General features: G+C 62.1%; 18 protein-coding genes. 8 read left to right on the top strand and 10 right to left on the bottom strand.

Annotated elements, in window-relative coordinates; genetic code table 11:
• Both VNT00_RS14125 and VNT00_RS14120 read right to left on the bottom strand, forming a co-directional pair.
• The coding region (locus tag VNT00_RS14125; RefSeq protein WP_325588539.1) for a biotin/lipoyl-containing protein at positions 1–563 on the bottom strand (563 nt) is incomplete at its 3' end.
• 29 nt (positions 564–592) lie between these two features.
• The gene (locus tag VNT00_RS14120; RefSeq protein WP_325588537.1) at positions 593–3,466 is read right to left on the bottom strand and encodes a 2-oxoglutarate dehydrogenase E1 component; all 2,874 of its coding nucleotides are present in this window, start codon (positions 3,464–3,466) and stop codon (positions 593–595) included.
• A 365-nt stretch (positions 3,467–3,831) separates the two neighbouring features.
• On the opposite strand from VNT00_RS14120, the gene VNT00_RS14115 reads away from it, so the two are divergent.
• Positions 3,832–6,123, top strand: a complete 2,292-nt coding sequence (locus VNT00_RS14115; protein ID WP_325588535.1) for an NADP-dependent malic enzyme — start codon at positions 3,832–3,834, stop codon at positions 6,121–6,123.
• A 469-nt stretch (positions 6,124–6,592) separates the two neighbouring features.
• On the opposite strand, the gene gltA is transcribed toward VNT00_RS14115, so the two are convergent.
• The 7 genes from gltA to VNT00_RS14080 all read right to left on the bottom strand — a co-directional run bounded on the left by gltA (position 6,593) and on the right by VNT00_RS14080 (position 12,363).
• Positions 6,593–7,897: a citrate synthase gene (gene gltA, locus VNT00_RS14110; RefSeq protein WP_325588533.1), complete on the bottom strand. Its 1,305-nt coding sequence runs from the start codon at positions 7,895–7,897 to the stop codon at positions 6,593–6,595.
• An 18-nt stretch (positions 7,898–7,915) separates the two neighbouring features.
• Positions 7,916–8,176 carry an FAD assembly factor SdhE gene (locus VNT00_RS14105; protein WP_325588531.1) on the bottom strand — a complete coding sequence of 87 codons (261 nt, stop codon included), beginning with the start codon at positions 8,174–8,176 and terminating at the stop codon, positions 7,916–7,918.
• Between the two features lie 14 nt (positions 8,177–8,190).
• The gene (locus tag VNT00_RS14100) at positions 8,191–8,907 is read right to left on the bottom strand and encodes a succinate dehydrogenase iron-sulfur subunit (protein ID WP_325588529.1); all 717 of its coding nucleotides are present in this window, start codon (positions 8,905–8,907) and stop codon (positions 8,191–8,193) included.
• 13 nt (positions 8,908–8,920) lie between these two features.
• Positions 8,921–10,699 carry a succinate dehydrogenase flavoprotein subunit gene (gene sdhA / locus VNT00_RS14095; RefSeq protein ID WP_325588527.1) on the bottom strand — a complete coding sequence of 593 codons (1,779 nt, stop codon included), beginning with the start codon at positions 10,697–10,699 and terminating at the stop codon, positions 8,921–8,923.
• A 3-nt stretch (positions 10,700–10,702) separates the two neighbouring features.
• Entirely contained in the window at positions 10,703–11,086 is a 384-nt protein-coding gene (gene sdhD / locus VNT00_RS14090) for a succinate dehydrogenase, hydrophobic membrane anchor protein (RefSeq protein ID WP_325588525.1), read from the bottom strand.
• Positions 11,086–11,499 (bottom strand): succinate dehydrogenase, cytochrome b556 subunit, encoded by a 414-nt coding sequence (gene sdhC, locus VNT00_RS14085; RefSeq protein ID WP_325588523.1) that lies wholly within the window; start codon positions 11,497–11,499, stop codon positions 11,086–11,088. The genes sdhD and sdhC overlap by 1 nt, the downstream gene beginning before the upstream one ends.
• A gap of 96 nt (positions 11,500–11,595) precedes the next feature.
• Positions 11,596–12,363 carry a GntR family transcriptional regulator gene (locus tag VNT00_RS14080; RefSeq protein ID WP_325588520.1) on the bottom strand — a complete coding sequence of 256 codons (768 nt, stop codon included), beginning with the start codon at positions 12,361–12,363 and terminating at the stop codon, positions 11,596–11,598.
• A gap of 316 nt (positions 12,364–12,679) precedes the next feature.
• Between VNT00_RS14080 and VNT00_RS14075 the strand changes: the two genes are divergently transcribed.
• Positions 12,680–13,669, top strand: coding sequence for a malate dehydrogenase (locus VNT00_RS14075; protein WP_325588518.1), 990 nt, complete (start codon positions 12,680–12,682; stop codon positions 13,667–13,669).
• A 112-nt stretch (positions 13,670–13,781) separates the two neighbouring features.
• Here VNT00_RS14075 and prpR read toward each other — a convergent pair whose 3' ends face one another.
• Entirely contained in the window at positions 13,782–15,743 is a 1,962-nt protein-coding gene (prpR, locus tag VNT00_RS14070) for a propionate catabolism operon regulatory protein PrpR (protein WP_325588516.1), read from the bottom strand.
• A gap of 252 nt (positions 15,744–15,995) precedes the next feature.
• Between prpR and prpB the strand changes: the two genes are divergently transcribed.
• From prpB to acnA, 6 genes are all read left to right on the top strand, one after another.
• Positions 15,996–16,901 (top strand): methylisocitrate lyase, encoded by a 906-nt coding sequence (gene prpB / locus VNT00_RS14065; RefSeq protein WP_325588514.1) that lies wholly within the window; start codon positions 15,996–15,998, stop codon positions 16,899–16,901.
• A 24-nt stretch (positions 16,902–16,925) separates the two neighbouring features.
• Positions 16,926–18,098, top strand: a complete 1,173-nt coding sequence (prpC, locus tag VNT00_RS14060) for a bifunctional 2-methylcitrate synthase/citrate synthase (RefSeq protein ID WP_325588512.1) — start codon at positions 16,926–16,928, stop codon at positions 18,096–18,098.
• 15 nt (positions 18,099–18,113) lie between these two features.
• Entirely contained in the window at positions 18,114–19,565 is a 1,452-nt protein-coding gene (locus VNT00_RS14055) for a bifunctional 2-methylcitrate dehydratase/aconitate hydratase (protein WP_325588510.1), read from the top strand.
• Positions 19,566–19,898: 333 nt separating this feature from the next.
• Complete coding sequence (locus VNT00_RS14050; RefSeq protein ID WP_325588508.1) at positions 19,899–20,174, top strand: GNAT family N-acetyltransferase; 276 nt, start codon at positions 19,899–19,901, stop codon at positions 20,172–20,174.
• Between the two features lie 200 nt (positions 20,175–20,374).
• Entirely contained in the window at positions 20,375–22,966 is a 2,592-nt protein-coding gene (acnB, locus tag VNT00_RS14045; protein ID WP_325588506.1) for a bifunctional aconitate hydratase 2/2-methylisocitrate dehydratase, read from the top strand.
• 166 nt (positions 22,967–23,132) lie between these two features.
• Complete coding sequence (gene acnA / locus VNT00_RS14040; RefSeq protein ID WP_325588504.1) at positions 23,133–25,835, top strand: aconitate hydratase AcnA; 2,703 nt, start codon at positions 23,133–23,135, stop codon at positions 25,833–25,835.
• The last annotated feature ends 122 nt before the right edge of the window (positions 25,836–25,957 follow it).

Raw genomic sequence — 25,957 nt, 5'->3', positions numbered from 1 at the left:
ACGCGGGCGCGCAGGCGGCTCATGGGAACGCGCTGCTCGGGGCGGCCGTCCAGCGAAAGCGTGGGAGGCGCGACGGGCGCGGCGGCCTTCTTGGCGGGAGCCGAACCGGCTTCCAGCGCATCGCCCTTGGTGATGCGTCCGCCACGGCCCGAGCCTTCGACGGATGCCGGATCGATGCCCTTGTCGGCAAGGATCTTGCCGGCGGCGGGCGAAGCCACCGACGAGACAGCGGCGGCCACAGGCGCAGCGGCGGGCGCAGAGGCGGCGGCAGGCGCGGGAGCCGGTGCAGCGGCGGCGGCCGGGGCGGCGGCGCCAGCCTTGGCTTCGGTGTCGATGCGGGCCAGGACTTCGCCGGCCGTCACGGTGCTGCCGTCGGCCTTGACGATTTCGGTGAGCACGCCCGAAGCCGGCGCCGGCACTTCCAGAACCACCTTGTCGGTCTCGACTTCGATCAGGATTTCATCGGCAGTCACCGCTTCGCCCGGCTGCTTTTTCCAGGTGAGCAAAGTGGCCTCGGAAATCGACTCGGAAAGCTGGGGAACGAGAACCTCTGTAATAGCCATGATATGTATTCCGTAATGAAAGATATTTGTTATTTAGTCAGCATGAAGCCCTTGAACTTGCCCGCCATTGCCTGCTCGAGCAGCGCTTTCTGCTGCTCTTGGTGCTTGGCAAGGTAGCCCACAGCCGGCGATGCCGACGCGGAACGTCCTGCGTATCCCAGCTTCTGGCCTTCGGACATGTTCTCGTACAGGTGGTGCTGGACATAGAACCAGGGCCCCTGATTCTGAGGCTCGTCCTGGGCCCAGACGATTTCCTTGGCGTTGGTGTATTTTTGCAGCTCGGCCTGGAATGCCTTGTGGGCAAACGGGTAAAGCTGTTCGATGCGCACGATGGCGACGTCGTTGCGCCCAGCTTCGGTGCGGGCATGAACCAGATCGTAATACACCTTGCCCGAGCAAACCACGACGCGCTTGACGGCTGCCGGATCGATGGCTTCGTCCTGCTCGCCGATGACGGGCAGGAACTGGCCGCCGGTGGCCAGGTCGGCCAACGGCGACGTGGCGTCCTTGTTACGCAGCAGGGACTTGGGCGTAAAGAGAATGAGCGGCTTGCGGAATGCGCGGATCATTTGACGGCGCAGCACGTGGAAGATCTGCGCGCCGTTGCTGGGCTGAACCACCTGCATGTTGTTGTCGGCGCAAAGTTGCAGGAAGCGCTCGATGCGGGCGGAAGAGTGCTCGGGGCCCTGGCCTTCGTAGCCGTGCGGCAGCATGAGCACTAGGCCGCACTGGCGGCCCCACTTGGCTTCGCCCGAACTGATGAACTGGTCGATGACGACCTGGGCGCCGTTGACGAAATCGCCGAACTGCGCTTCCCAGATGGTAAGCGTATTGGGTTCGGCTGTGGCATAGCCGTACTCGAAGCCCAGCACGGCTTCTTCGGAAAGCACCGAGTCGATGACCGTGAACGTCGCCTGGTTTTCGGAAACGTTTTGCAGCGGAATATACGTGCCGTCGTCCCAGCGCTCGCGCTTTTGATCGTGCAGAACCGCATGGCGGTGCGAGAACGTGCCGCGGCCGGAGTCCTGGCCGGTGATGCGGATGTTGTAGCCCGACGAAAGCAGCGTGGCGAATGCCAGGTGCTCGCCCATGCCCCAGTCCAGCTTTTGCTCGCCGCGCGCCATTTTGAGGCGGTCGTTGAGCAGCTTGTTGACCAGGGGGTGAACCGTGAAGTTCTCGGGCACGATGGTGAGCTTTTCGCCGATGCGGGTCAGCTCGGTCAGGGGCACGCCGGTGTCGGCCTGGTCGGTCCACTTGGCATTGAGGAAGGGAGTCCAGTCGGTGGAGTACTTGTTCTTGTAGTCGGTAAGAACAGGCTCGACCGTGCGCTGGCCGTCTTCCATGAGCTGGCGGTAGTCCTTGACCATTTGGTCGGGTTCGCCCTCGGACAGGACGCCCTGCGCAACCAGCTTGTCGCCGTACAGCTTGCGCGTGCCCGGATGCTGGCCGATGCTTTTGTACATGAGCGGCTGGGTGAGCGAAGGCGTGTCTTGTTCGTTGTGGCCCAGCTTGCGGAAGCACACGATGTCGACGACGACGTCGTGTTCGAATTCGCGGCGGTAGTCCAGCGCAAGCTGCGTGACATACACGACGGCTTCGGGATCGTCGCCGTTGACGTGGAAGACCGGCGCTTCGATCATCTTGACCACGTCGGTGCAATACAGCGTGGAACGCGTATCGCGCGGATCGGAGGTAGTGAAGCCAATTTGGTTGTTGATGACGATATGCAGCGTGCCGCCCGTGCCATAGCCGCGGGTTTGCGCCAGATTGAGCGTTTCCATGACGACGCCCTGGCCGGCGAAAGCGGCATCGCCGTGCACCAGCACCGGCAGGACTTGGCTGCCGTCGTCGTCGCCGCGGCGGTCCTGGCGGGCGCGTACGCTGCCTTCGACCACGGGATTGACGATTTCAAGGTGCGACGGATTGAACGCCAGCGACAGGTGGACGGGGCCGCTGCGCGTGGACAGGTCGCTGGAAAAGCCGTTGTGGTATTTGACGTCGCCGTCGGTCAGGCCCTGGGCATGCTTGCCTTCGAACTCGGCAAACAGGTCGCCGGGCATCTTGCCCATGATGTTGACCAGCATGTTCAGGCGGCCGCGGTGAGCCATGCCGACCACGATTTCCTGCACGCCGTTGTCGCCCGCATGGTTGACGACTTCGTCCATGGCGGCGATGAAGCTTTCGCCGCCTTCCAGCGAGAAGCGCTTTTGCCCCACGTATTTGGTGTGCAGGAAGCGCTCGAGGCCTTCGGCCTCGGTGAGCTGCTGCAGGATGTGGCGCTTGCGTTCGGCCGGAAGGGCCGGCACGCCAGTGGTGGACTCAAGGCGTTCCTGGATCCAGCGCTTGGCGGCCGGATCGGAGATGTGCATGAATTCGGCGCCGACGTTGCGGCAATAGGTGTCGCGCAATGCCTTCAGCATGTCGCGCATGGTCATGGTGTCGGCTTTGGTGAAATAGGTGTTCGTAGCCGAATACACCTGGTCCAGGTCGGCCTCGGTGAGCCCGTAGAAGCCCGGGTCGAGCTCGGGGATGTCGGGGCGGCCGTGGCGCTTCAGCGGATCGAGGTCGGCAAAGCGCGGACCGAGCGAGCGATAGGCGGCGATGATGGACTGTACATAGACCTGCTTGCTCGCGACGGAGAGGTCGGGTTCTTGTGCACGCACGACGAAAGCATTGGCCTTGGCGCGCTGCGCGAACGACTCGACGATGGGCGCATGGGCCTGGTCGCGGGTGACTTCGCGGCCATCGGTGGCAGGTTGATGCTGGAGCTGATCGAAGTAGTCGCGCCATTGATCCGCCACGGACGAGGGATTGTCCAGGTAGGATTCGTAGAGTTCCTCTACGTAAGGGGCGTTACTGCCGAAAAGATAGGAATTGGATGAAAGTTCTATTTCCGATGACATAAATGCGCTTCACCTATGCGAGCGTCTCGCTCGTTTTGATGCAGGGAACAACCTTCCGCGACACGGCCAGACCGGTTAGCGGATAGCAGGGCAGAAGGCAACGTACGACGCCTTGATTAGCCGTATTGCCGTCCAGTATACCCAGATTCAAAGTGGAAAGTAACGCCGCCCGGCCGAAAAGCCCCAGAAAAAGGCCCAAACGAAGTCCAAACGTTGACTATAAGTGACACCGGCCCGCAGCGCCGCGGGCCGGGCCTTGCGCCGGGGACCGCCACCACCCCAGGCTCGAAAAGATTACACTTATGTCTCGCAAATATGACTGGCTTCGGCCGGAACACTAAAAATCGCCTCAGGAGCTACACCCCATGGACGCCAACGCGGATCTCTCGAAACTGGCACTCGATTACCATGCCAACCCCGTCCCGGGAAAAATCTCGGTCACGCCGACCAAAACCCTTGCCAACCAGGACGACTTGTCATTGGCCTACTCCCCCGGCGTGGCAGTAGCCAGCATGGCCATCCACGAAGGCGGCGACGACGCGGCCGCGAAATACACATCGCGCTCCAACCTGGTGGGCGTCATCACCAACGGCACGGCGGTGCTGGGCCTGGGCAATATCGGCCCCCTGGCCGCCAAGCCCGTCATGGAAGGCAAGGGCTGCCTGTTCAAGAAATTCGCCGGCATCGACGTCTTCGACATCGAACTTGCCGAGAACGATCCCGACAAGCTGGTGGACATCATCGCCGCGCTCGAGCCCACGCTTGGCGGGGTCAACCTCGAAGACATCAAGGCGCCCGAATGCTTCTATATTGAAAAGAAGCTGCGCGAGCGCATGAAGATCCCCGTCTTCCACGACGACCAGCACGGCACGGCCATCATTTCCTCGGCGGCGATTCTCAACGGCCTCAAGGTCCTGGGCAAAGACATCGGCAAAGTCAAACTAGTCTGCTCGGGCGCGGGCGCCGCCGCCATCGCCTGCCTCAACCTGCTGGTCAACCTGGGCCTGGAACGCTCCAACATCTACGTGGTCGACTCGCGCGGCGTCATCTGGGAAGGCCGCGACGCCAACATGGAACCCACCAAGGCGGCCTACGCGCAAAAAACCGAGGCCCGCACTCTGGCCGACGTCTGCCGCGACGCCGACGTGTTCCTGGGCTGCTCGGCGCCTGGCGTCCTTACCGCCGACATGCTCAAGACCATGGCGCCCCAGCCGCTCATTCTGGCGCTGGCCAACCCCGAGCCGGAGATCCGCCCCGAGATCGCCAAGGCCGCCCGCCCCGACTGCATCATCGCCACCGGCCGTTCCGACTACCCCAACCAGGTCAACAACGTCCTGTGCTTCCCGTTTATTTTCCGCGGCGCCATGGACGTCGGCGCCACGGTCATCAACGAGGAAATGAAGCTGGCCTGCGTCAAGGCCATCGCCGAACTCGCCCAGGCCGAACAAAACGACGAAGTGGCCAACGCCTATGCCGGCGAAGAACTTTCGTTCGGGCCCGACTACATCATTCCCAAACCTTTCGATCCCCGCCTGATCATCAAGATCGCCCCGGCGGTGGCTGAGGCCGCCATGGCCTCGGGCGTGGCCAGACGCCCCATCGAAAACATGGAAGCCTACCGCCAGCGCCTCATGAGCATCGTGTACCACACCGGCCAGCTCATGCGCCCGCTGTTCATGCAGGCCAAGAACGGGCCCAAGCGGGTCATCTACGCCGACGGCGAAGACGAACGCGTGCTGCGCGCCGCGCAAACCGTCATCGACGAAAACATCGCCCAGCCCATTCTCGTCGGCCGCCCCGCCGTCATCCAGATGCGCATCGAGAAATTCGGCCTGCGCCTGGCCATCGGCGACAACATCGAAGTGGTCAACCCCGAAGACGACAGCCGCTTCAACGACACCTGGAAAGCCTATTACAAGCTGCAGGGCCGCAACGGCGTCACCCCCGAAATCGCCAAGGCCATGGTGCGCAAGCACAACTCGCTCATCGGCGTCATGCTGCTGCAGCGCGGAGACGCCGACGCCATGCTGTGCGGCGTCGCCAGCCGCTACGACAATCAGCTCAAGTACGTCCAGGAAGTCATCGGCCTGAAGTCCGACGTCAAGACGTTCGCGGCCATGAACGTGCTGATGCTGCCCGATCAAACGCTGTTCATCTGCGACACCCACGTCAACGAAAACCCCAGCGCCGAGGAAATCGCCGACATGGCCATCCAGGCCGCGGCCGAAGTCCAGCGTTTCGGCGTCGTGCCCAAAATCGCCCTGCTGTCGCACTCCAACTTCGGCAGCCGCCCGACCGAATCGTCGCGCAAAATGGCCGAAGCACGCCAACTCATCGGCGAGCTCGCCCCTCACCTGGAAGTGGACGGCGAAATGCACGCCGACTCGGCCCTGTCCGAAAAAGTGCGCCTCAAGGCCTTCCCCGACTCCACGCTCAAGGGCCCGGCCAACCTGCTGATCATGCCCAACCTGGACACCGGCAACATCACCTACAACATGCTGAAAATGACCGGCAGCCACGGCGTGGCCATGGGCCCCGTGCTGTTGGGCGCAGCGCGCCCCGTGCACATCCTCACCACCAGCGCCACGGTGCGCCGCATCGTCAACATGACCGCCCTCGCAGTGGTCGATGCCCAACAGGAGGCCGGGCAGGTGTAACCCCCTTCCCCGCCTGCCTCAAGGCGCTGCACCTTGGTTATGCAAACCAAAGGGCGGCGCCTTTTTCATGGGTGGTTGCTGGTTGCTGGTACCTAAGACGGCGAGGGAGGCGCATCGTGAACAGCGATGCCGCTACCGTGTACTGGCCTCAGGCTGGCGGGCCAGGGGCTGGAGGAGCGAATTTGAGCGCGCCGGCCGGAGCGCCCGGATCAAGGAGGCAAGCGAGCGCATGTTTGAGGACGATGTTTACGGCCAGCCGGGGGCTGGCCGTTCGTCCGAGTTCGCGAGCGCCTTGATCCGGGTGCTCTGGCCGGGAAGCCCAGGCGCAGCCTGGGCCGCGCGAGCTGAGCGGATCCAGCTCCTGGCCCGCCAGCCCTCAAGAACTCAAAAACGCCACCTACAAAAAAGCGCCCCGAAAAGGGCGCTTTTCTGTTCGCAGGGCGCCGCCGGCCCCCTGCTCCGCAAGCCATTAACGCTTGGCGGGAACGTCGCGAACCGCCGAGCCCGTGTACAGTTGGCGGGGACGGCCGATCTTGTAGTCGGGATCGGACAGCATTTCGTTCCATTGAGCGATCCAGCCCACCGTGCGGGCCAGCGCGAAGATGGCCGTGAACAGCGAGGTGGGGATGCCGATGGCGCGTTGAACGATGCCCGAGTAGAAGTCCACGTTCGGGTACAGCTTGCGATCCACGAAGTACTTGTCTTCCAACGCAATGCGTTCCAGTTCCATGGCCAGCTTGAACAGTGGATCGTTTTCCAGGCCAAGTGCGCTGAGCACTTCCTTGCAGGTTTCCTGCATGAGCTTGGCGCGAGGATCGTAGTTCTTGTAGACACGATGGCCGAAGCCCATCAGGCGCACACCCGAATTCTTGTCCTTGACCTTTTCCATGAACTCGCCGACCTTGGCCACGCCGCCATTGGCTTGCAGCTCTTCGAGCATTTGCAGGCAAGCCTCGTTGGCGCCGCCGTGAGCAGGACCCCACAGGCACGCCACGCCGGCGGCAATTGCCGCGAAAGGATTGGTGCCCGACGAACCGCAAAGACGCACGGTGGACGTGGAGGCGTTCTGCTCGTGATCCGCGTGCAGGATGAAGATGCGATCCAGCGCGCGCTCGACCACGTCGTTGACCTTGTAGTCTTCGCACGGAGTGGCGAACATCATGCGCACGAAATTACCCGTGTAGGACAGGTCGTTTTGCGGGTAGATGAACGGCTGGCCTTGCGAATACTTGTACGCCATGGCCACCAGGGTGGGCATCTTGGCGATGAGGCGGATTGCCGAGATTTCGCGATGGCGCGGATTGGTGATGTCCAGCGAGTCATGGTAGAACGCCGACAGCGCTCCCACCAGGCCGGTCAGAACCGCCATGGGGTGGGCATCGCGACGGAAGCCGCGCAGGAAGAAATGCAGTTGCTCGTGCACCAGCGAATGATGGGTGACCAGAGAATCGAACTCGGCCTTTTGCGCCGCATTGGGCAGGTCGCCGTTCAGGATCAGGTAGCTGACATCCATGAAGTCGCAGCTCTTGGCCAACTGGTCGATGGGGTAGCCGCGATACAGCAACTGGCCCTTGTCGCCATCGATGTAGGTGATGGCCGATTCGCACGACGCCGTCGCAAGAAAGCCGGGGTCGTACGTGAACATGCCGCTTTGGCCATACAGTTTGCGGATGTCGATGACATCGGGACCGACCGTGCCGGAGTAGACGGGGAATTCGATGGGCGCACTGCCATCGGAGAACGATAGCGTGGCTTTTTTATCTGACAGTTGCATCACTTTATTCCTCAAAAATTATAGCTCTCGCATTTGCGAGATCAGCCGGCGTATGTCGGGTGTGTCGTACACGCCCGAAAGCTCGACTCGACCAAGCAAAACGTCAAGTAACTCGTTATCGCCCATCTCAAAAAGCTGAGACAAGGCCGACACATCGATATCGGTCAGTTGATCTTCGAACTGATCAAGAAACTTCGTGATGATCAGGTCGTTTTCCAACAAACCACGGCGCGCGCGCCAACGCAGACGCGCGCGCTCAAGCTCGGACAGTTTATTCATGCTTTGAACTGTCGTTAGATACTGCGGCGAACCAAGAGTTCCTTGATTTTGCCAATAGCCGCCGACGGGTTGAGCCCCTTCGGACAGACATCGGCGCAGTTCATGATGGTATGGCAGCGGAACAGCCGATAGGGATCTTCAAGGTTGTCCAGGCGCTCGCCGGTGGCTTCGTCGCGCGTATCGACGATGAACCGGTAAGCCTGCAGCAAGCCGGCGGGGCCGACGAATTTGTCGGGATTCCACCAGAAGGACGGGCAAGCCGTGGAGCAGCACGCGCACAGGATGCATTCGTACAGCCCGTCGAGCTGCTCGCGCGCCTCGGGGGTTTGCAGCCGCTCTTTCTCGGGAGGCGGCTGGTCGTTGATGAGGTAGGGCTTGATCGAATGGTACTGGTTGAAGAAGTGGGTCATGTCGACGATGAGGTCGCGCACGACGGGCAAGCCGGGCAAGGGGCGCAGAACGATGGGCTGCTTGATGTCGTTCAGGTTGGTGATGCAGGCCAGGCCGTTCTTGCCGTTGATGTTCATGGCGTCGGAACCGCATACGCCCTCGCGGCAGGAGCGGCGCAGGGCCAGGCTGTCGTCGACGTCGTGCTTGATGCGGATGAGCGCGTCGAGCAGCATCTTGTCGTTGGGCTGCAGCTCGACCTCGAGCTTCTGCATGTAGGGGCGCTCGTCCTTGTCAGGATCGTAGCGGTAGATTTCAAATTTGACGATTCGTTTTTCGCTCATTTCTATATCCTGCTTAGAAGGTCCGTGCCTTGGGAGGGAAGCTGTCGACGGTCAACGGCTTCATCTGCACAGGCTTGTACTCGAGGCGCCGGTCTTCGGAGAACCACATTGTGTGGAGCAGCCAGTTCACGTCGTCGCGCTCGGGGTAGTCGTCCAGCGCATGCGCGCCGCGGCTTTCCGTGCGATTGGCCGCCGACTTGGTCGTGGCCAGGGCGACTTCCTTCATGTTGGCAAGCTCGAGCGCCTCGATGCGGGCGGTATTCCAGACCTTGGACTTGTCCTTGAAATGGACGTTGTCGCAACGCTCGGCGATTTCTTCCATCTGGGTGACGCCTTCGTTGAGCAGCTTGAGCGTACGGAACACGCCGCAGTGCGCCTGCATGCTGTCGCGCATGGTGTTGTGCACCTCGTAGACGTTTTCGCCCGAGGCGCGGGTTTCGAGCTTGTCGACGCGGGCGAGCGACTGGTCGATGGAGGACTCGGGAATCGGCTGGTGAGCGTGCTGGCGTTCCGGGTGCGAGGCAACGATGTGGTTGCCGGCCGCGCGGCCGAACACGATGAGGTCGAGCAGCGAATTGGTGCCCAGGCGGTTGGCGCCGTGCACCGAGGTGGCCGCGCACTCGCCGACGGCATACAGGCCTTGCACAGGCTTGCTTGCGCCGTTGACCCAATCCATGACCTGGCCCTGGACATTGGTTGGGATGCCGCCCATCTGGTAGTGGATGGTCGGGATGACGGGGATCGGATCCTTGATGGGATCGACGTTGGCGAACTTGATGGCGATTTCACGAATGGACGGCAGGCGCTTCATGATGGTTTCGGCGCCGATGTGATCCAGCTTCAGCAGGATGTGGTCGGCGTTGGGGCCGACGCCGCGCCCCTCTTTGATTTCCTGGTCCATGGAGCGCGAGACGAAGTCGCGGGGCGCCAGGTCTTTGAGCGTGGGCGCGTAGCGCTCCATGAAACGCTCGCCGTCCTTGTTCAGCAGGATGCCGCCTTCGCCGCGCACGCCCTCGGTGATGAGCACGCCCGCGCCGGCCACGCCGGTGGGGTGGAACTGCCAGAACTCCATGTCTTCGAGGGGCAGGCCGGCGCGCGCCGCCATGCCCAGGCCGTCGCCGGTGTTGATGAAGGCATTGGTGGAAGCGGCCCAGATGCGGCCGGCGCCGCCGGTGGCCAGCACCGTGGTCTTGGCTTCCAGCACGTAGATGTCGCCGGTTTCCATTTCGAGGGCGGTAACGCCCAGGACGTCGCCGGCTTCGTTGCGCAGCAGGTCGAGCGCCATCCACTCGACGAAGAACTGGGTGCGGGCCGCGACGTTGCGCTGATACAAGGTGTGCAGCATGGCGTGGCCGGTGCGGTCGGCCGCGGCACAGGCGCGCTGCACGGGTTTTTCACCGAAGTTGGCGGTATGGCCGCCGAACGGACGCTGGTAGATGGTGCCGTCGGCATTGCGGTCGAACGGCATGCCGAAGTGCTCGAGCTCGTACACGGCGTTGGGAGCCTCGCGGCACATGAATTCGATGGCGTCCTGGTCGCCGAGCCAGTCGGAGCCCTTGACCGTATCGTACATATGCCAATACCAGTGGTCTTCGCTCATGTTGCCCAGCGAGGCGCTGACGCCGCCCTGCGCGGCCACGGTGTGCGAACGGGTGGGGAACACCTTGGACAGCACGGCAACCGATAAGCCTGCCTGTGCCAGTTGCAGCGAGCAACGCATGCCGGATCCGCCGGCGCCTACGACCACCACATCGAACTGGCGGCGAGGTAAGGATTTTTTGACAGCAGCCACGGCTTATAGACTCCAGAGAATTTTTGCGAAAAAGACAATAGACCCGACCAGCCACAAGATGGTCAGCACTTGCAGGAACAAGCGCAGGCCGGCCGATGTGACGTAGTCCATCCAGATGTCGCGAACCCCGATCCATGCATGCCAGGCCAGCGAGAAGAAAGCCAGCGTCGCCAGCAACTGCCCGACAGGCAGCGCGCCGACATGGAATACGAAAAGATGTTGCCAGGTTTCAAAGCTCATGCCCGACGAGAAAATGAAACCGAAGAAGAGAATAAGCGTGTACACGGCCATGATGATGGCGGTGCAGCGCTGGACGATGAAGTCGAGCGTGCCGTAATGGGCGCCGACCACCAGGCGTTTTGTACCAAGACGTTCGTGCGTAGCCATTACCATGCCCCAAAGAGTTTAAGACCGAAAACCACAGTCAATGCCAGGCTGATGCCGAAGACGACGCCGGCGCTTTTCTGGGCGGTAACCTTGTCGTTGCCGACGTGCAGGTCGAGGGTGAGGTAGCGGATGCCGGCGCAGAAGTGATGCAGATAACCCCATATAAGCACCAGCAGCACGATCTTACAGAGGGGATTGGAGGTCCATTCCTGGATGGATGCGTAGCTTTCAGCCGAAGTCACGCTGCGCCCGAAAAGCGGAATGATTACGAGCGGCAGGCACAAGAACAACAAGGCGCCGCTCGCCCTGTGCAAAATAGAGGATTTTCCCGCAAGAGGAAGACGGTAGCTCAGGATCTGCGGAACGCTAAGATTGCGATACTGCGGACGCGGCTTGGAAGCTGAATCGGACATGATGGCCTCAAGGTTATAACAATTAATTTATTGCAAAGTACTGCCGATATTTTCACCGATTTAGGGTGTACGTATCAAATGGATAGAAAAAACTTGTCAATTCAAACTGTTCCTGTAATGGAACCGTTCGGTCACGTATAAGCCTCTGCGCACTTCGACGGGGCGATCGCCGTAAGTGAACGATACGCGCTCGACCTGCAGCAAGGGGCTGGAAGGAGCGACTTGCAGTAACTGGGCTTGTTCGGCGCTGGCCGACACCGCCTTGATCTTCTCTTCGGCCCGCACCATGCTAATCCCAAACTCGGACTCGAACAAACCATACAGCGGGCCCCGGTAACGGGAAAGGGAATCCGCGGTCAGGCCGCGAAACACCGAGCCCGGCAGCCAGATGTCGTCGAGAATGGTGGGCACCTGCTCGAACGAGAGCAGGCGGCGCAGATTGACCACGGCGTCGGCGGCCCGCAAGTCGAGCAGGCGCGCGATATCGGTGGGCGCCTTGACCCGCCGGCAATCCAGGATCTGGCTGCCCGTCATTTTGGGCTGGCCGTCGTCGGAGGTAAGCCTCAGGAAGCGGAAACGCACCTTGGCTTCATGGTGCGTTGCAACAAACGTACCCTTGCCCTGGCGGCGCAGCAGCAGGTTTTCCGCGGCCAGCTCGTCGATGGCCTTGCGCACCGTGCCCTGGCTTACCTGGAAACGGGCGGCAAGCTCGAGTTCGCTGGGTATGGATTCGCCGGGCTTCCATTCGCCGCGATCCAGGCTTTGCAGCAACAACCCCTTGATCTGCTGGTACAGCGGACTATACGCCGCGCTGCTGACAGCGCGCTCGTCCGGTGCTTGATCATTTGACGGGATATCGGACATGGCTACGCGGCTGGAGCACCTGAACAGAAAATTTAAGATTAAAGCATCGAGATAAAACGCGTAGCATTTTCGCACGGATTGACGATTCTGTCTAACACTCTTGTGTCTTATATAAGATATAAGATGTTTGACTGCAATCTCGATTTCCTCTAACCTTCAAACGATTTAAACTGTCGGGTATTAGTGCGCTGTCCGGCCGGTTTCCCGTGCGAACCTGCCAAACGGGGCACTAGCGTCCAGCCCCTCCGCCTGAATGCGAATCAGGCAAGCCGGAAGCCACTCAGCCAACCACTCATCTTTTCACTGGAGATTGTTCATGTCCAAACCCGCCATGCGTGTCGCCGTCACCGGCGCTGCCGGCCAAATCGGTTACGCCCTGCTGTTCCGCATCGCCTCGGGCGAAATGCTTGGTAAAGACCAGCCTGTCATCCTGCAACTGCTCGAGATCCCCGACGAAAAAGCCCAGAAAGCGCTGAAGGGCGTCATGATGGAACTGGACGACTGCGCCTTCCCGCTGCTGGCCGGCATGACCGCGCACAGCGATCCGCGCGAAGCGTTCAAGGATGTCGAAGTCGCGCTGCTGGTCGGTTCACGCCCCCGCGGACCCGGCATGGAACGCAAAGACCTGCTCCAGGTCAATGCGCAAATCTTCACCGCCCAGGGCAAGGCGCTCAATGAAGTGGCCAACCGCAACGTCAAGGTGCTGGTCGTGGGCAACCCCGCCAACACCAATGCCTACATCGCCATGAAGTCGGCGCCCGACCTACCCGCCAAGAACTTCACCGCCATGCTGCGCCTGGACCACAACCGCGCGCTTTCGCAACTGGCCGCCAAATCCGGCAAGAAAGTCGCCGACATCGAAAAACTGGTCGTATGGGGCAATCACTCGCCCACCATGTACCCGGACATCCGCTTTGCCACCGTCGGCGGCCAAAGCCTTGAAAAACTCATCAACGACGACGCCTGGAACCGCGACACCTTCATCCCCACCGTCGGCAAGCGCGGCGCGGCCATCATCGAGGCCCGCGGACTTTCGTCGGCCGCTTCGGCCGCCAATGCCGCCATCGACCACGTCCGCGACTGGGTTCTGGGCAGCAACGGCAAGTGGGTCACCATGGGCGTGCCCTCCGACGGCTCCTACGGCATTCCCGAAGGCATCGTATACGGCGTGCCCGTCACCACGGCCAACGGCGAATACACCCGCGTCGCCGGCCTTGAAATCAACGAATTCTCGCGCGAGCGCATGGACAAGACGCTCAACGAGCTGCTCGAAGAGCGCGATGGCGTGAAAGACCTGCTGAAGTAATTCACCCCAGGGCCGCCAAGGGCGCCGCCGCGTGCGCCTTGTCGGATACGGAAAACCGGTTTCCGAAACGGCCCGCCCTGCTGATGAACCCCGCTGTTGCAACCGGCGGGGTTTATTTTTTGCCCCAGGCGCCGATGGCCCGGCCCCCGCGCTTGAGCTTGCGCCATAGCGTGCTGCGGCTGATGTTGAGGCGTTGCGCCGCAAGCGTCTTGTCCCCATGGCATTCCCTCAGGACCGCCTGGATATGCTCGAGCTCCGCCGCTTCGCGGCTGTCGCGCAGTCCCGCGGCTTCCTCCACGCCCTCCTGCGCGAACAGCTCCGGGGCGATTTCCTTCAACCGGTCTTGCGCCGCGCCGCCATCGACCCCGACAGTATCGTAAAAGACCAGGCCGCGCTCGATCAGGTTTTCCAGCTCGCGGATATTCCCGGGCCAGGAATACCCCCTGCCCGCCTCCACGATGGCGTCGACGACGGCATCGCCGAACCCGCTCTCGTAATGCAAACGCCGGGCGATCTTCTTTTTCAGGCTTGCGGCCAGCAAAGGCAGGTCGCCGGCGCGCTGGCGCAATGGCGGCAGATTGACCAGCAGGATGTTCAGGCGGTAATACAGGTCGCCGCGAAACTGGCCGGCGGCGACGCTGGCGGCCAGGTCCCGGTGCGTCGCGGCCATCACCCGCACGTCGACCGGAGTGGGTTCGGTGGCGCCAACCCGCAGCACTTCTTTTTCCTGCAGCACCCGCAACAGCCTCGTTTGCAGGGACAACGGCATCTCGCCGATTTCGTCGAGAAAGATAGTGCCGGTATGAGCCGCTTCGAACAAGCCCGTCTTGCCCCCGCGGCTGGATCCGGTGAAAGCCCCCTCCACATAGCCGAACAACTCGCTTTCCAGCAAGGCCTCGGGAAAAGCAGCGCAATTGATCGCCACGAAAGGCTGGGCGCTTCGGGCGCTGGCATTGTGGATGCCCTGCGCCAGCAACTCCTTGCCCGTACCGCTCTCGCCAATGATGAGTACCGTGGCCCGGCTTCGTGCGCAGCTCAGCGCCCTCTCCCTGACCCGCTCGATCAAGGGGCCGGCGCCGACGATGTCGTCCAGCACATATCGGGCGGGAGTAGCCCTGGGCTGGCTGCGCGAGCGCAGATTTCGGTCCAGCCGCTGGATGGTCGCCGGATCCTGGCAAATCAGGACGGCGCCGGTTTGTCGGCCCTGCTCGATGACGGGAATGCGGGTGGTGACCAGGGTCTTGCCGCCCACGTCCTGCACCTGCTCGATTTCGGCCCGCCCCGAACGCAGTGTGCCGCTTAGCTCCAGGCCCGGGAACACCGAGCTCAGGCGCTGCCCGACAAGCCTGTCCGCGGGATGCCCGATGATTTTTTCCATGGAGAGGTTCAGGGTTTCGATGCGCTCGTCCAGGTCGACGGCCACGACGCCGTCCTTGAGATGGCCGAGGATGGTGTTCAATTTTTCGCGCTTGGCCTGCTCCAGCCTGGAAACGCGGGCCACTTCGATGGCGTCGTCCATGGCTTCGCGGACCGACTGCTGCGAATACAGCAGAACGCCTTGCAAGCCGTAGCTGCGGGCCAGATCCACCACCATGCCGGGCGCCACGACGACGTCGATGCCCAGATGCTTGAGCTCCTGCACGCTGGCCTCCGCGTCGAGCTCGGTCTTGTAAACCCGGAACTCCAGCCGCAAATCGAATATTTCGTTGAAGCGCGCCATTTCGGCGGGAACCGACCCATACGTGACCAGGGCGATGCGCCGCGAATAGCGCGAAGCCTTGGCCAGCGCGTGCATCATGTCGAAGCCGCCCACCTTGACCAGCACCACGGGCACGTCCAGGTGCTGGCGCAAAAACCCGCCGTTGGAGCCGGCCGCCACCACGGCGTCGACGCCGCGGTCCTGGCGCTCGGCGGTAATGTCGGCCAGCGCATCGCCGTACGCCTTGTCCAGTATATGTATTTCGGCAATGGCGCTATATTCTGGAGCAAGCTCCTCCAGCAATGTGCGCAGGCCGTGGAACCCCACGGCGACGACCCGCAAAGGACGCGAATAGGAGGCAATGAACGGAGCCATGATGAACATTTTCTTCAATAATGACATCATTGAAACATAAATGTGTCATTTTTAAAACATCAGCCCACCCAAGTTTGTGGCCGGACGAACGTGCCTCTGTGTTTCCCTCATGGAAATCATGGCTTTACACGCGGCATCGTCCTCGATGCAACCGATGCGAAAAAGCTGGCACGTCTCTTGCTTAATGAATCTTTGCTTGATGAACGTTCGCCTGGCAAAAACACACCACCACCAAATTCAAAGAGACCCATCGTGCCCGCAACTCCTACCCTTCCCCAATCGGCCGGCGCCCTGTTCCGGCAAGCGCTGAAAGAAGAATCCCCCCTGCAAATCGTCGGCGCCATCAATGCCAACCATGCATTGCTGGCCAAAAGGGCCGGATACCGGGCCATCTACGTTTCGGGCGGCGGCGTTGCCGCCGGCTCGCTGGGGCTGCCCGACCTCGGCATCAACACACTGGACGACGTGCTGACCGACGTGCGGCGCATCACCGATGTCTGCGACACCCCCTTGCTGGTCGACATCGACACCGGCTTCGGGCCCTCGGCGTTCAATATCGCCCGCACGATCAAGAGCCTGATCAAGTTCGGCGCGGCCGGCTGCCACATCGAGGACCAGGTGGGCGCCAAGCGCTGCGGCCATCGTCCCGGCAAGGAAATCGTGTCGACCCAGGAAATGGCCGACCGGGTCAAGGCCGCCGTCGACGCAAGAACCGACGGACAATTCTTCATCATCGCCCGCACCGACGCCATCGCCGTGGACGGCGTGGACGCCGCGCTGGAGCGCGCCCAGGCCTGCGTGGCTGCCGGTGCGGACGCCATTTTCGCCGAGGCTTCCTACGACCTGGAAACCTACCGGAAATTCTCGCAGGCGCTGGACGTGCCCATACTGGCCAACATTACCGAATTCGGCAAGACCCCGCTGTTCAGCGTGCAGGAGCTGGCTTCGGCGGGCGTCGACATGGCGCTTTACCCGTTGTCGGCCTTCCGTGCCATGAACAAGGCCGCGGAAACCATCTACGACGCGATCCGCCGCGACGGCCATCAGAAAAATGTCATCGACATGATGCAGACTCGCGAAGAACTGTACGAACGCATCGGCTACCATGCTTTCGAAGCGAAGCTCGACGCGCTGTTCCAGCAAGGCAAATCCAATTAATCGCAACACCTCCAGGAGAGCGACATGGCGACTACCGCAAAAGCAAAAACCGAGACACCCAGCACCTTCAAGCCCAAGAAATCCGTAGCGCTGTCGGGCATCGTGGCCGGCAATACGGCCTTGTGCACAGTGGGCCGCAGCGGCAACGACCTGCACTACCGCGGCTACGATATTCTGGACATCGCCCACACCAGCGAATTCGAGGAAATCGCCCACCTGCTGGTGCACGGCGCCTTGCCCAACAAGGCCGAACTCAAGGCCTACAAGGAAAAACTGCGCAAGCTGCGCGGCCTCCCGGCCCAGTTGCAAACCGCGCTGGAATCGCTGCCCGCCGCCAGCCATCCCATGGACGTCATGCGTACGGCAGTCTCGGTACTGGGTTGCGTCCTGCCGGAAAAGGACGACCATAACATTCCCGATGCGCGGGACATCGCCGACCGCCTGATGGCCAACCTGGGCTCGGCCCTGCTGTACTGGTACCACTACAGCCATAACGGCCGCATCATCGACGTGCAAACGGACGACGACAGCATCGGCGGACACTTCCTGCACCTGCTGCACGGAGTCGAGCCCAGCGACGAATGGGTGCGCGCCATGCACACATCGCTCAACCTGTATGCCGAGCACGAATTCAACGCGTCCACCTTTGCCTGCCGCGTCATTGCCGGCACCGGGTCCGACATGTACTCGGCCATCACCGGGGGCATCGGCGCCCTGCGCGGGCCCAAGCACGGCGGCGCCAACGAAGTGGCCTTCGAAATTCAGAAGCGCTACGGCTCGCCCGACGAGGCCGAGGCCGACATCCGCCGCCGCGTCGAGAACAAAGAGGTCGTCATCGGATTCGGCCATCCCGTCTACACGGTTTCGGATCCCCGCAACCAGGTCATCAAGGAAGTTGCCCGCAAGCTTTCCAAGAGCGCGCAGAACATGAAAATGTTCAACATCGCCGAACGGCTCGAAACGGTAATGTGGGACGCGAAAAAAATGTTCCCCAACCTCGACTGGTTCTCGGCGGTGTCCTACCACATGATGGGCGTGCCCACGGCCATGTTTACTCCGCTGTTCGTCATCGCCCGCACGGCCGGATGGTCGGCGCACATCATCGAGCAGCGCATCGACAACAAGATCATCCGTCCGACGGCCAATTACGTCGGCCCCGAAGATCAAAAATTCGTTCCCCTGGCAAAACGCAAATAAACTTAGGAAGCATTCATGTCGGCAGCCATTTCCAACATCCGTCCCGAACCCGATCAGGTATTGGTCGATATCGTGGACTACGTCCTGAACTATCAAATCAAAAGCGAGCTGGCCTACGAAACCGCCCGCAACTGCCTCATAGACACCCTGGGCTGCGGCCTGGAAGCGCTGGAATACCCCGCCTGCAAAAAGCTGATGGGGCCCATCGTTCCGGGCACGATCGTGCCCAACGGCGCCAAGGTGCCAGGCACGCAGTTCCAGCTCGATCCCGTGCAGGCGGCCTTCAACATCGGCGCAATGATCCGCTGGCTCGACTTCAACGATACCTGGCTGGCCGCCGAGTGGGGCCATCCTTCGGATAACCTGGGCGGCATCCTGGCCACGGCCGACTGGCTGTCGCGCAATGCGGTGGCGGCCGGCAAAGCGCCCCTGACCATGCGCGACGTGCTGACCGGCATGATCAAGGCCCACGAAATCCAAGGGTGCATCGCACTGGAAAACTCGTTCAACAAAGTCGGCCTGGATCACGTCGTCCTGGTCAAGGTGGCTTCGACCGCCGTCGTGGCGCAATTGCTGGGCCTGAGCCGCGAAGAAACCATCAACGCCGTTTCGCTGGCCTGGGTGGACGGACAAAGCCTGCGCACCTATCGCCACGCCCCCAACACGGGCAGCCGCAAGAGCTGGGCCGCCGGCGACGCCACCAGCCGCGCCGTGCGCCTGGCGTTGATCGCCAGGACCGGCGAAATGGGCTACCCCTCGGTGCTCAGCGCCAAGACCTGGGGCTTCTACGATGTGCTGTTCAAGGGCCAGCCCTTCAAGTTCCAGCGTCCCTACGGCAGCTACGTCATGGAAAATGTGCTGTTCAAGATTTCCTTCCCCGCGGAGTTCCATTCGCAAACCGCCGTGGAATGCGCCATGGACATCCACCAGAAGCTGAAGGCCGCGGGCAAGTCCAGCGACGACATCGCCAGGATCACCATCCGCACGCACGAAGCCTGCATCCGCATCATCGACAAGAAAGGCCCGCTGAACAACCCCGCCGACCGCGATCACTGCATCCAGTACATGGTGGCCGTGCCGGTGCTGTTCGGCCGCCTCACCGCCGGCGACTACGAAGATGAAATCGCCGCCGACCCGCGCATCGACGCGCTGCGCGACAAGATCGTATGCGTCGAGGATCCCGCCTTCACCGCCGACTACCACGACCCGGAAAAACGCTCCATCGCCAATGCCCTGACCGTGGAGTTCAGGGACGGCAGCAAGCTGGATGAAATCGTCTGCGAATACCCCATCGGCCACAAGCGCCGCCGCAAAGACGGCATTCCCCTGCTGGAAGCCAAGTTCCGCACCAACCTGGCCCGCCAGTTCCCGGCACGCCAGCAGCAGCGCATTCTGGACGTTTCACTCGACCAGGCACGTCTGGAAGCCATGCCCGTGCACGAGTACGTGGACCTGTACGTCATTTAGCAGCGACGCTTGCCCCCCCCCACGACCCCTGGCCGGCGGATTCGGGCCGGGGGCTGTGGCTCAGGTGCGCAGACTAGCGACGAATACGAATCGCGGCGTGTCCTCAAACCCACACCTGAAAGCGATCTGAACGATAAATCGCGCAATTTTGCCGGCACCGTTCTAAAATCCTCATATGCACAGAGTCCGAAACTCAAATCATGACCGCGAAACCCTTCTTGCACGACGCGCCGGCATCCATACCCGCCATCGTTCAAGGCCAAACGAAGCACCTCGCTGACGCCCAGAGAGGTGCTTTTTTCATTCCTACCCTTCCTTTTGAAAAGAACCGCCGTGAGCCGCCCTATTGAACACCGCCCGGATCTGCAACGCTTCCAATGGATCGAAAACGGCATTTTGTGCGTTCTCGAGTACGAACTCAGCAACAACACCATGACCATCATCCATACAGGCGTCCCCCAGGCTGTCGGCGGGCGGGGCATCGCCGCCGACCTGACCATGCACGCCCTGGACACCGCGCGCAGCCAGGGCTGGCTGGTGCGCCCGCTTTGCTCATACGCGGACGCCTATATCCGGCGCCACACGGAGTACGCCGATTTGCTGGCATAACGCCGTCGTTCTCAAAGCAGTCGGCTTGACTCCGCCTGCCGACGTCTCAAGAACTCCAGACAATCACCCAATAGCAACACTTCCGTATTTTCTCAAGTCTTATATAAGATATAAGACATAAGACATTTGCCTCAAACCGCGCCACCCCTTACAATTGAGGCAAAGATCCTCCCTTCCAATCCGACCATAGGGCACGCCTCATGCTGGAAAAATACCGCCAACACGTTGCCGAACGCGCCGCGTTAGGCATTCCTCCCCTTCCTCTTTCGGCTCAGCAAACCGCCGACCTCATCGAGCTGCTTAAAAACCCGCCCGCGGGCGAAGAAGCCTTCCTGCTCGAGCTGTTGACGCACCGCGTGCCGGCCGGCGTCGACGATGCCGCCAAGGTCAAGGCCTCGTACCTGGCCGCCCTTGCCTTCGGCTCGGAAACCTGTTCCCTCATCGACGGCAAGAAAGCCACCGAATTGCTCGGCACCATGCTGGGCGGCTACAACATCAGCCCCCTCATCGAGCTGCTCGACAACGCCGAACTGGCCGGCACCGCGGCCCAGGGCCTGAAGAACACCCTGCTCATGTTCGATGCCTTCCACGACGTCAAGGAAAAGGCCGACAAGGGCAATGCCCACGCCAAAGGCATTCTGCAAAGCTGGGCCGACGCCGAATGGTTCACCAGCCGCCCCGAAGTCCCCGAGAGCCTGACCATCACGGTTTTCAAGGTTGCCGGCGAAACCAACACCGACGACCTGTCGCCCGCCCCCGACGCGACCACCCGCCCGGACATCCCTCTGCACGCCCTGGCCATGCTCAAGAACAAGCGCGAAGGCGCGGCGTTCCAGCCCGAAGAAGACGGCAAGCGCGGCCCGGTCGCCTTCATCGAATCGCTCAAGGAAAAAGGCCACCTCGTCGCCTACGTGGGCGACGTGGTCGGCACCGGCTCCAGCCGCAAGTCCGCCACCAACTCGGTGCTGTGGTTCACCGGCGAAGACATCCCCTATGTGCCCAACAAGCGCTTCGGCGGCGTCTGCCTGGGCAACAAGATCGCCCCCATCTTCTACAACACCATGGAAGACTCGGGCGCGCTGCCCATCGAACTGGACGTTTCCAAAATGGAAATGGGCGATGTGGTCGAGCTGCGCCCCTACGAGGGCAAAGCCCTGAAGGACGGCAAGGTCATCGCCGAATTCACCATCAAGTCCGACGTCCTGCTCGACGAAGTCCGCGCCGGCGGCCGCATTCCGCTGATCATCGGCCGCGGCCTCACCGCCAAGGCCCGCGAAGCGCTGGGCCTGCCCCCTTCCACGCTGTTCCGCCTGCCCCAGGCCCCCGCCGATTCCGGCAAGGGCTATTCGCTGGCCCAGAAAATGGTCGGCCGCGCCTGCGGCCTTCCCGAAGGCAAGGGCGTGCGCCCCGGCACCTACTGCGAGCCGCGCATGACCTCCGTCGGCAGCCAGGACACCACCGGCCCCATGACCCGCGACGAGCTCAAAGACCTCGCCTGCCTGGGCTTCTCGGCCGACCTGGTCATGCAGTCGTTCTGCCATACGGCCGCCTATCCCAAGCCCGTGGACGTCAAGACCCACCACACGCTGCCCGATTTCATCAGCACGCGCGGCGGCGTTGCCCTGCGCCCGGGCGACGGCATCATCCATAGCTGGCTGAACCGCATGCTGCTGCCCGACACCGTCGGCACCGGCGGCGACTCGCACACCCGCTTCCCCATCGGCATCTCGTTCCCGGCGGGCTCCGGCCTGGTCGCCTTCGCGGCCGCCACCGGCGTCATGCCCCTGGACATGCCCGAATCCGTGCTGGTGCGCTTCAAGGGCGAGCTGCAGCCCGGCGTCACCCTGCGCGACCTGGTCAACGCCATTCCCCTGTACGCCATCAAGCAAGGCCTGCTCACCGTGGCCAAGCAGGGCAAGAAGAACATCTTCTCGGGCCGCATCCTCGAAATCGAGGGCCTGCCCAACCTGAAGATCGAACAGGCTTTCGAGCTTACCGACGCTTCGGCCGAACGCTCGGCCGCCGGCTGCACCGTGCGCCTCAACAAAGAACCCATCATCGAGTACATCAACAGCAACATCGTGATGCTCAAGTGGATGATCGCCAACGGCTACGAAGACGAGCGCTCGCTGGCCCGCCGCATCAAGGCCATGGAAGCCTGGCTGGCCGATCCCCAACTGCTCGAACCCGATGCCGACGCTGAATACGCGGCCGTCATCGAGATCGACCTGGCCGACGTGCACGAACCCATCGTCGCCTGCCCGAACGACCCGGACGACGTCAAAACGCTGTCCGACGTGGCCGGCGCGGTCATCGACGAAGTGTTCATCGGCAGCTGCATGACCAATATCGGCCACTTCCGCGCCGCTTCCAAGCTGCTCGAAGGCAAGCGCGACATTCCCACCAAGCTGTGGATCGCGCCGCCCACCAAGATGGACGCGCAGCAACTGACCGAAGAAGGCCACTACGGCGTCTTCGGCACGGCCGGCGCCCGCACCGAAATGCCGGGCTGCTCGCTGTGCATGGGCAACCAGGCTCAGGTTCGCGAAGGCGCCACCGTGATGTCGACCAGCACCCGCAACTTCCCGAACCGCCTGGGCAAGAACAGCAACGTATACCTGGGTTCGGCCGAGCTGGCCGCCATCTGCTCTCGTCTGGGCCGCATCCCCACGAAGGAAGAGTACATGGCCGACATGGGCGTCATCAACCAAAGCGGCAAGCAGATCTATCAGTACCTGAACTTCGACCAGATCGAAGAGTACAAAGAGATCGCAGACTCCGTCGGCGTGTAAGCGCCGGTTCGGCGCACCGCTGCAACCCATCCCCCCGGCAGCCCGCCGCGGGGGATTTTTTTCGCCCCCAAAATGCCGCAATCAAGCCTAAAATAGCCGGGAGCGAAGCGGGCGCCGTCCGCCTCGCACCAGACTTCCCTCGGCTTTCCATCGTACGGAGCAAGACATGTCGACCAATACCCTGAACACCCTGAAAAAATTCAAGATAGGCAGCAAAAGCGCGAATCTCTATTCGCTGCCCGCGCTGGGCAAAAGTCTGGGGGTCGACGTCAGCCGCCTGCCGGTGTCCATCCGCATCGTCCTGGAGTCCGTCCTGCGCAATTGCGACGGCAGGAAAATCACCGAGGAACATGTGCGCCAATTGGCCAACTGGAAGCCCAACGCCCCGCGCAACACCGAAATCCCCTTCGTGGTCGCCCGCGTGGTCCTGCAGGACTTCACCGGCGTTCCGCTGCTGGTCGACATCGCCGCCATGCGCTCGGTGGCGCAAAAAGAAGGCAAGGATCCCAAGCGCATCGAGCCCATGGTGCCCGTCGACCTGGTGGTCGACCACTCCGTCATGATCGACCACTTCGGCACCAAAAGCGCGCTCGAGCAAAACATGAAGATCGAGTTCCATCGCAACAACGAGCGCTACGAATTCCTCAAGTGGGGCATGCAGGCCTTCAATACGTTCGGCGTCGTGCCGCCGGGCTTCGGCATCGTGCACCAGGTCAACCTGGAACACCTGGCCCGCGGCGTGCACTTCGACGCCGCCAATAACGTCTATTATCCCGACACCCTGGTCGGCACCGACAGCCACACCACCATGATCAACGGCATCGGCGTCGTAGGCTGGGGGGTGGGCGGCATCGAGGCCGAAGCCGGCATGCTGGGCCAGCCGCTGTACATTCTTACCCCGGACGTCGTAGGCGTCGAACTCACCGGCGAGCTGCGCGGCGGCGTCACGGCCACCGATCTCGTGCTCACCATCACCGAGCTGCTGCGCAAGGAAAAAGTGGTGGGCAAGTTCGTGGAATTCTGCGGGCCCGGCACCGCCAGCCTGTCCGTCACCGACCGCGCCACCATCGGCAATATGTCGCCCGAATACGGCGCCACCATGGGGTTTTTTCCCGTTGACGACCGCACCATCGAATACTTCAAGGGCACGGGCCGCAGCGACGATGAAATCGAGGCCTTCAAGGCCTACTTCAAGGCCCAGGGCATGTACGGCATTCCCAAGGCCAAGAACATCGACTACTCGCAACTGGTCAAGCTCGACCTGTCCACCGTCACACCCTCGCTGGCCGGCCCCAAGCGTCCCCAGGACCGCATCGAGCTGGGCGACGCCAAAGACACTTTCGCCCGCCTGTTCTCCGAGCAGTCCGCCAGCGGCTTCAACCAGCCGCCGGAAAGGCTGGATCAAACCTTTACCACCAGCGCCGGCACCAAGATCAAGAACGGCGATATCCTCATCGCCGCCATCACCTCGTGCACCAACACTTCGAACCCAAGCGTCCTGCTGGCGGCGGGGCTGATGGCCAAAAAGGCCGTCGAGGCCGGGCTCAAGATTCCCAAGCACATCAAAACATCGCTGGCGCCCGGATCGCGCGTCGTCACCGAATACCTCACCAAGACCGGCCTGCTGCCCTACCTGGAAAAACTGGGCTTCAACGTCGCCGCCTACGGTTGCACCACCTGTATCGGCAATTCGGGCGACCTGACCCCCGACATCAACGAGGCCATCACGCAAAACAATCTGGTCTGCGCCGCCGTGCTGTCGGGCAACCGCAATTTCGAAGCCCGCATCCATCCCAACATCAAGGCCAATTTCCTCGCATCGCCCCCGCTGGTCCTGGCCTATGCGCTGGCGGGCACGATGCAGCGCAACCTCATGACCGAGCCCGTGGGCAAGGGCAAAAAGGGCGATGTGTGGCTGGGCGACATCTGGCCCAGCAACGCCGAAATCCAGGCGCTGTTGGGCACGGCGCTGAACCCCGCCGCTTTCCGCAGCAACTACGCCCAGATCAAGTCCAATCCGGGCAAGCTCTGGAAAAACATCAACGGCGTCGACGGCGACACCTACACCTGGCCGGTATCCACCTACATTGCCGAGCCCCCGTTCTTCGACGATTTCGGCATGAAGCCGGCGCCCATGCCGGCGGTGCGCAACGCCCGGGCCCTGGCCATTTTCGGCAATTCGGTCACCACCGACCATATCTCGCCGGCAGGCTCCATCAAGGAATCCTCGCCCGCCGGCCAATGGCTCAAGGCCCACGGCGTCGAAAAACAGGATTTCAACAGCTACGGTTCGCGCCGCGGCAACCACGAGGTCATGATGCGCGGCACGTTCGCCAACGTGCGCATCAAGAACCTCATGATTCCTCCCAATGCCGACGGCAGCCGCTTCGAAGGCGGCGAAACCATACACCAGCCATCGGGCGAGCGGCTTCCCATTTTCGATGCCGCCATGAAGTACATCGGCGAGAACGTGCCCAGCGTCGTCTTCGGCGGCGAAGAATACGGCACAGGCTCGTCGCGCGACTGGGCCGCCAAAGGCACGCAGCTGCTGGGCGTCAAGGCGGTCATCGCGCGCAGCTTCGAGCGCATCCACCGCAGCAACCTGGTGGGCATGGGCGTGCTTCCGCTGCAGTTCAAGGGCCAGGACACCGTCGAATCGCTGGGCATCGCCGGCGACGAAACCTACGACATCTCGGGCCTGGAAAACGGCATCAAGCCGCAGCAGGACGTCACGCTCACCATACATCGCAAAGACGGCACGTCGCAAAACGTGCCCTTGCTGCTGCGCATCGATACCGCAACCGAAGTCGACTACTACGAACACGGCGGCATCCTGCCCTACGTGCTGCGCGAGCTGCTGGCCGCCTGAAGGCGCTAGGGCCTGTTAACAGGCCCTAGGCATCACTCGGGGTTAAACTAGCAGGGAAGATCGGGGAAACCCCGCAGCGGGCGGCATGTGCCGCACCGGCACGCCGCCCGCTGAATCGCTCG

This window comes from Eoetvoesiella sp. (assembly GCF_035555955.1).
Lineage (GTDB): Bacteria > Pseudomonadota > Gammaproteobacteria > Burkholderiales > Burkholderiaceae_B > Eoetvoesia.
The sequence above is the reverse complement of the archived record's forward strand: the minus strand, read 5'-3'. Positions and strand labels throughout refer to the sequence as shown.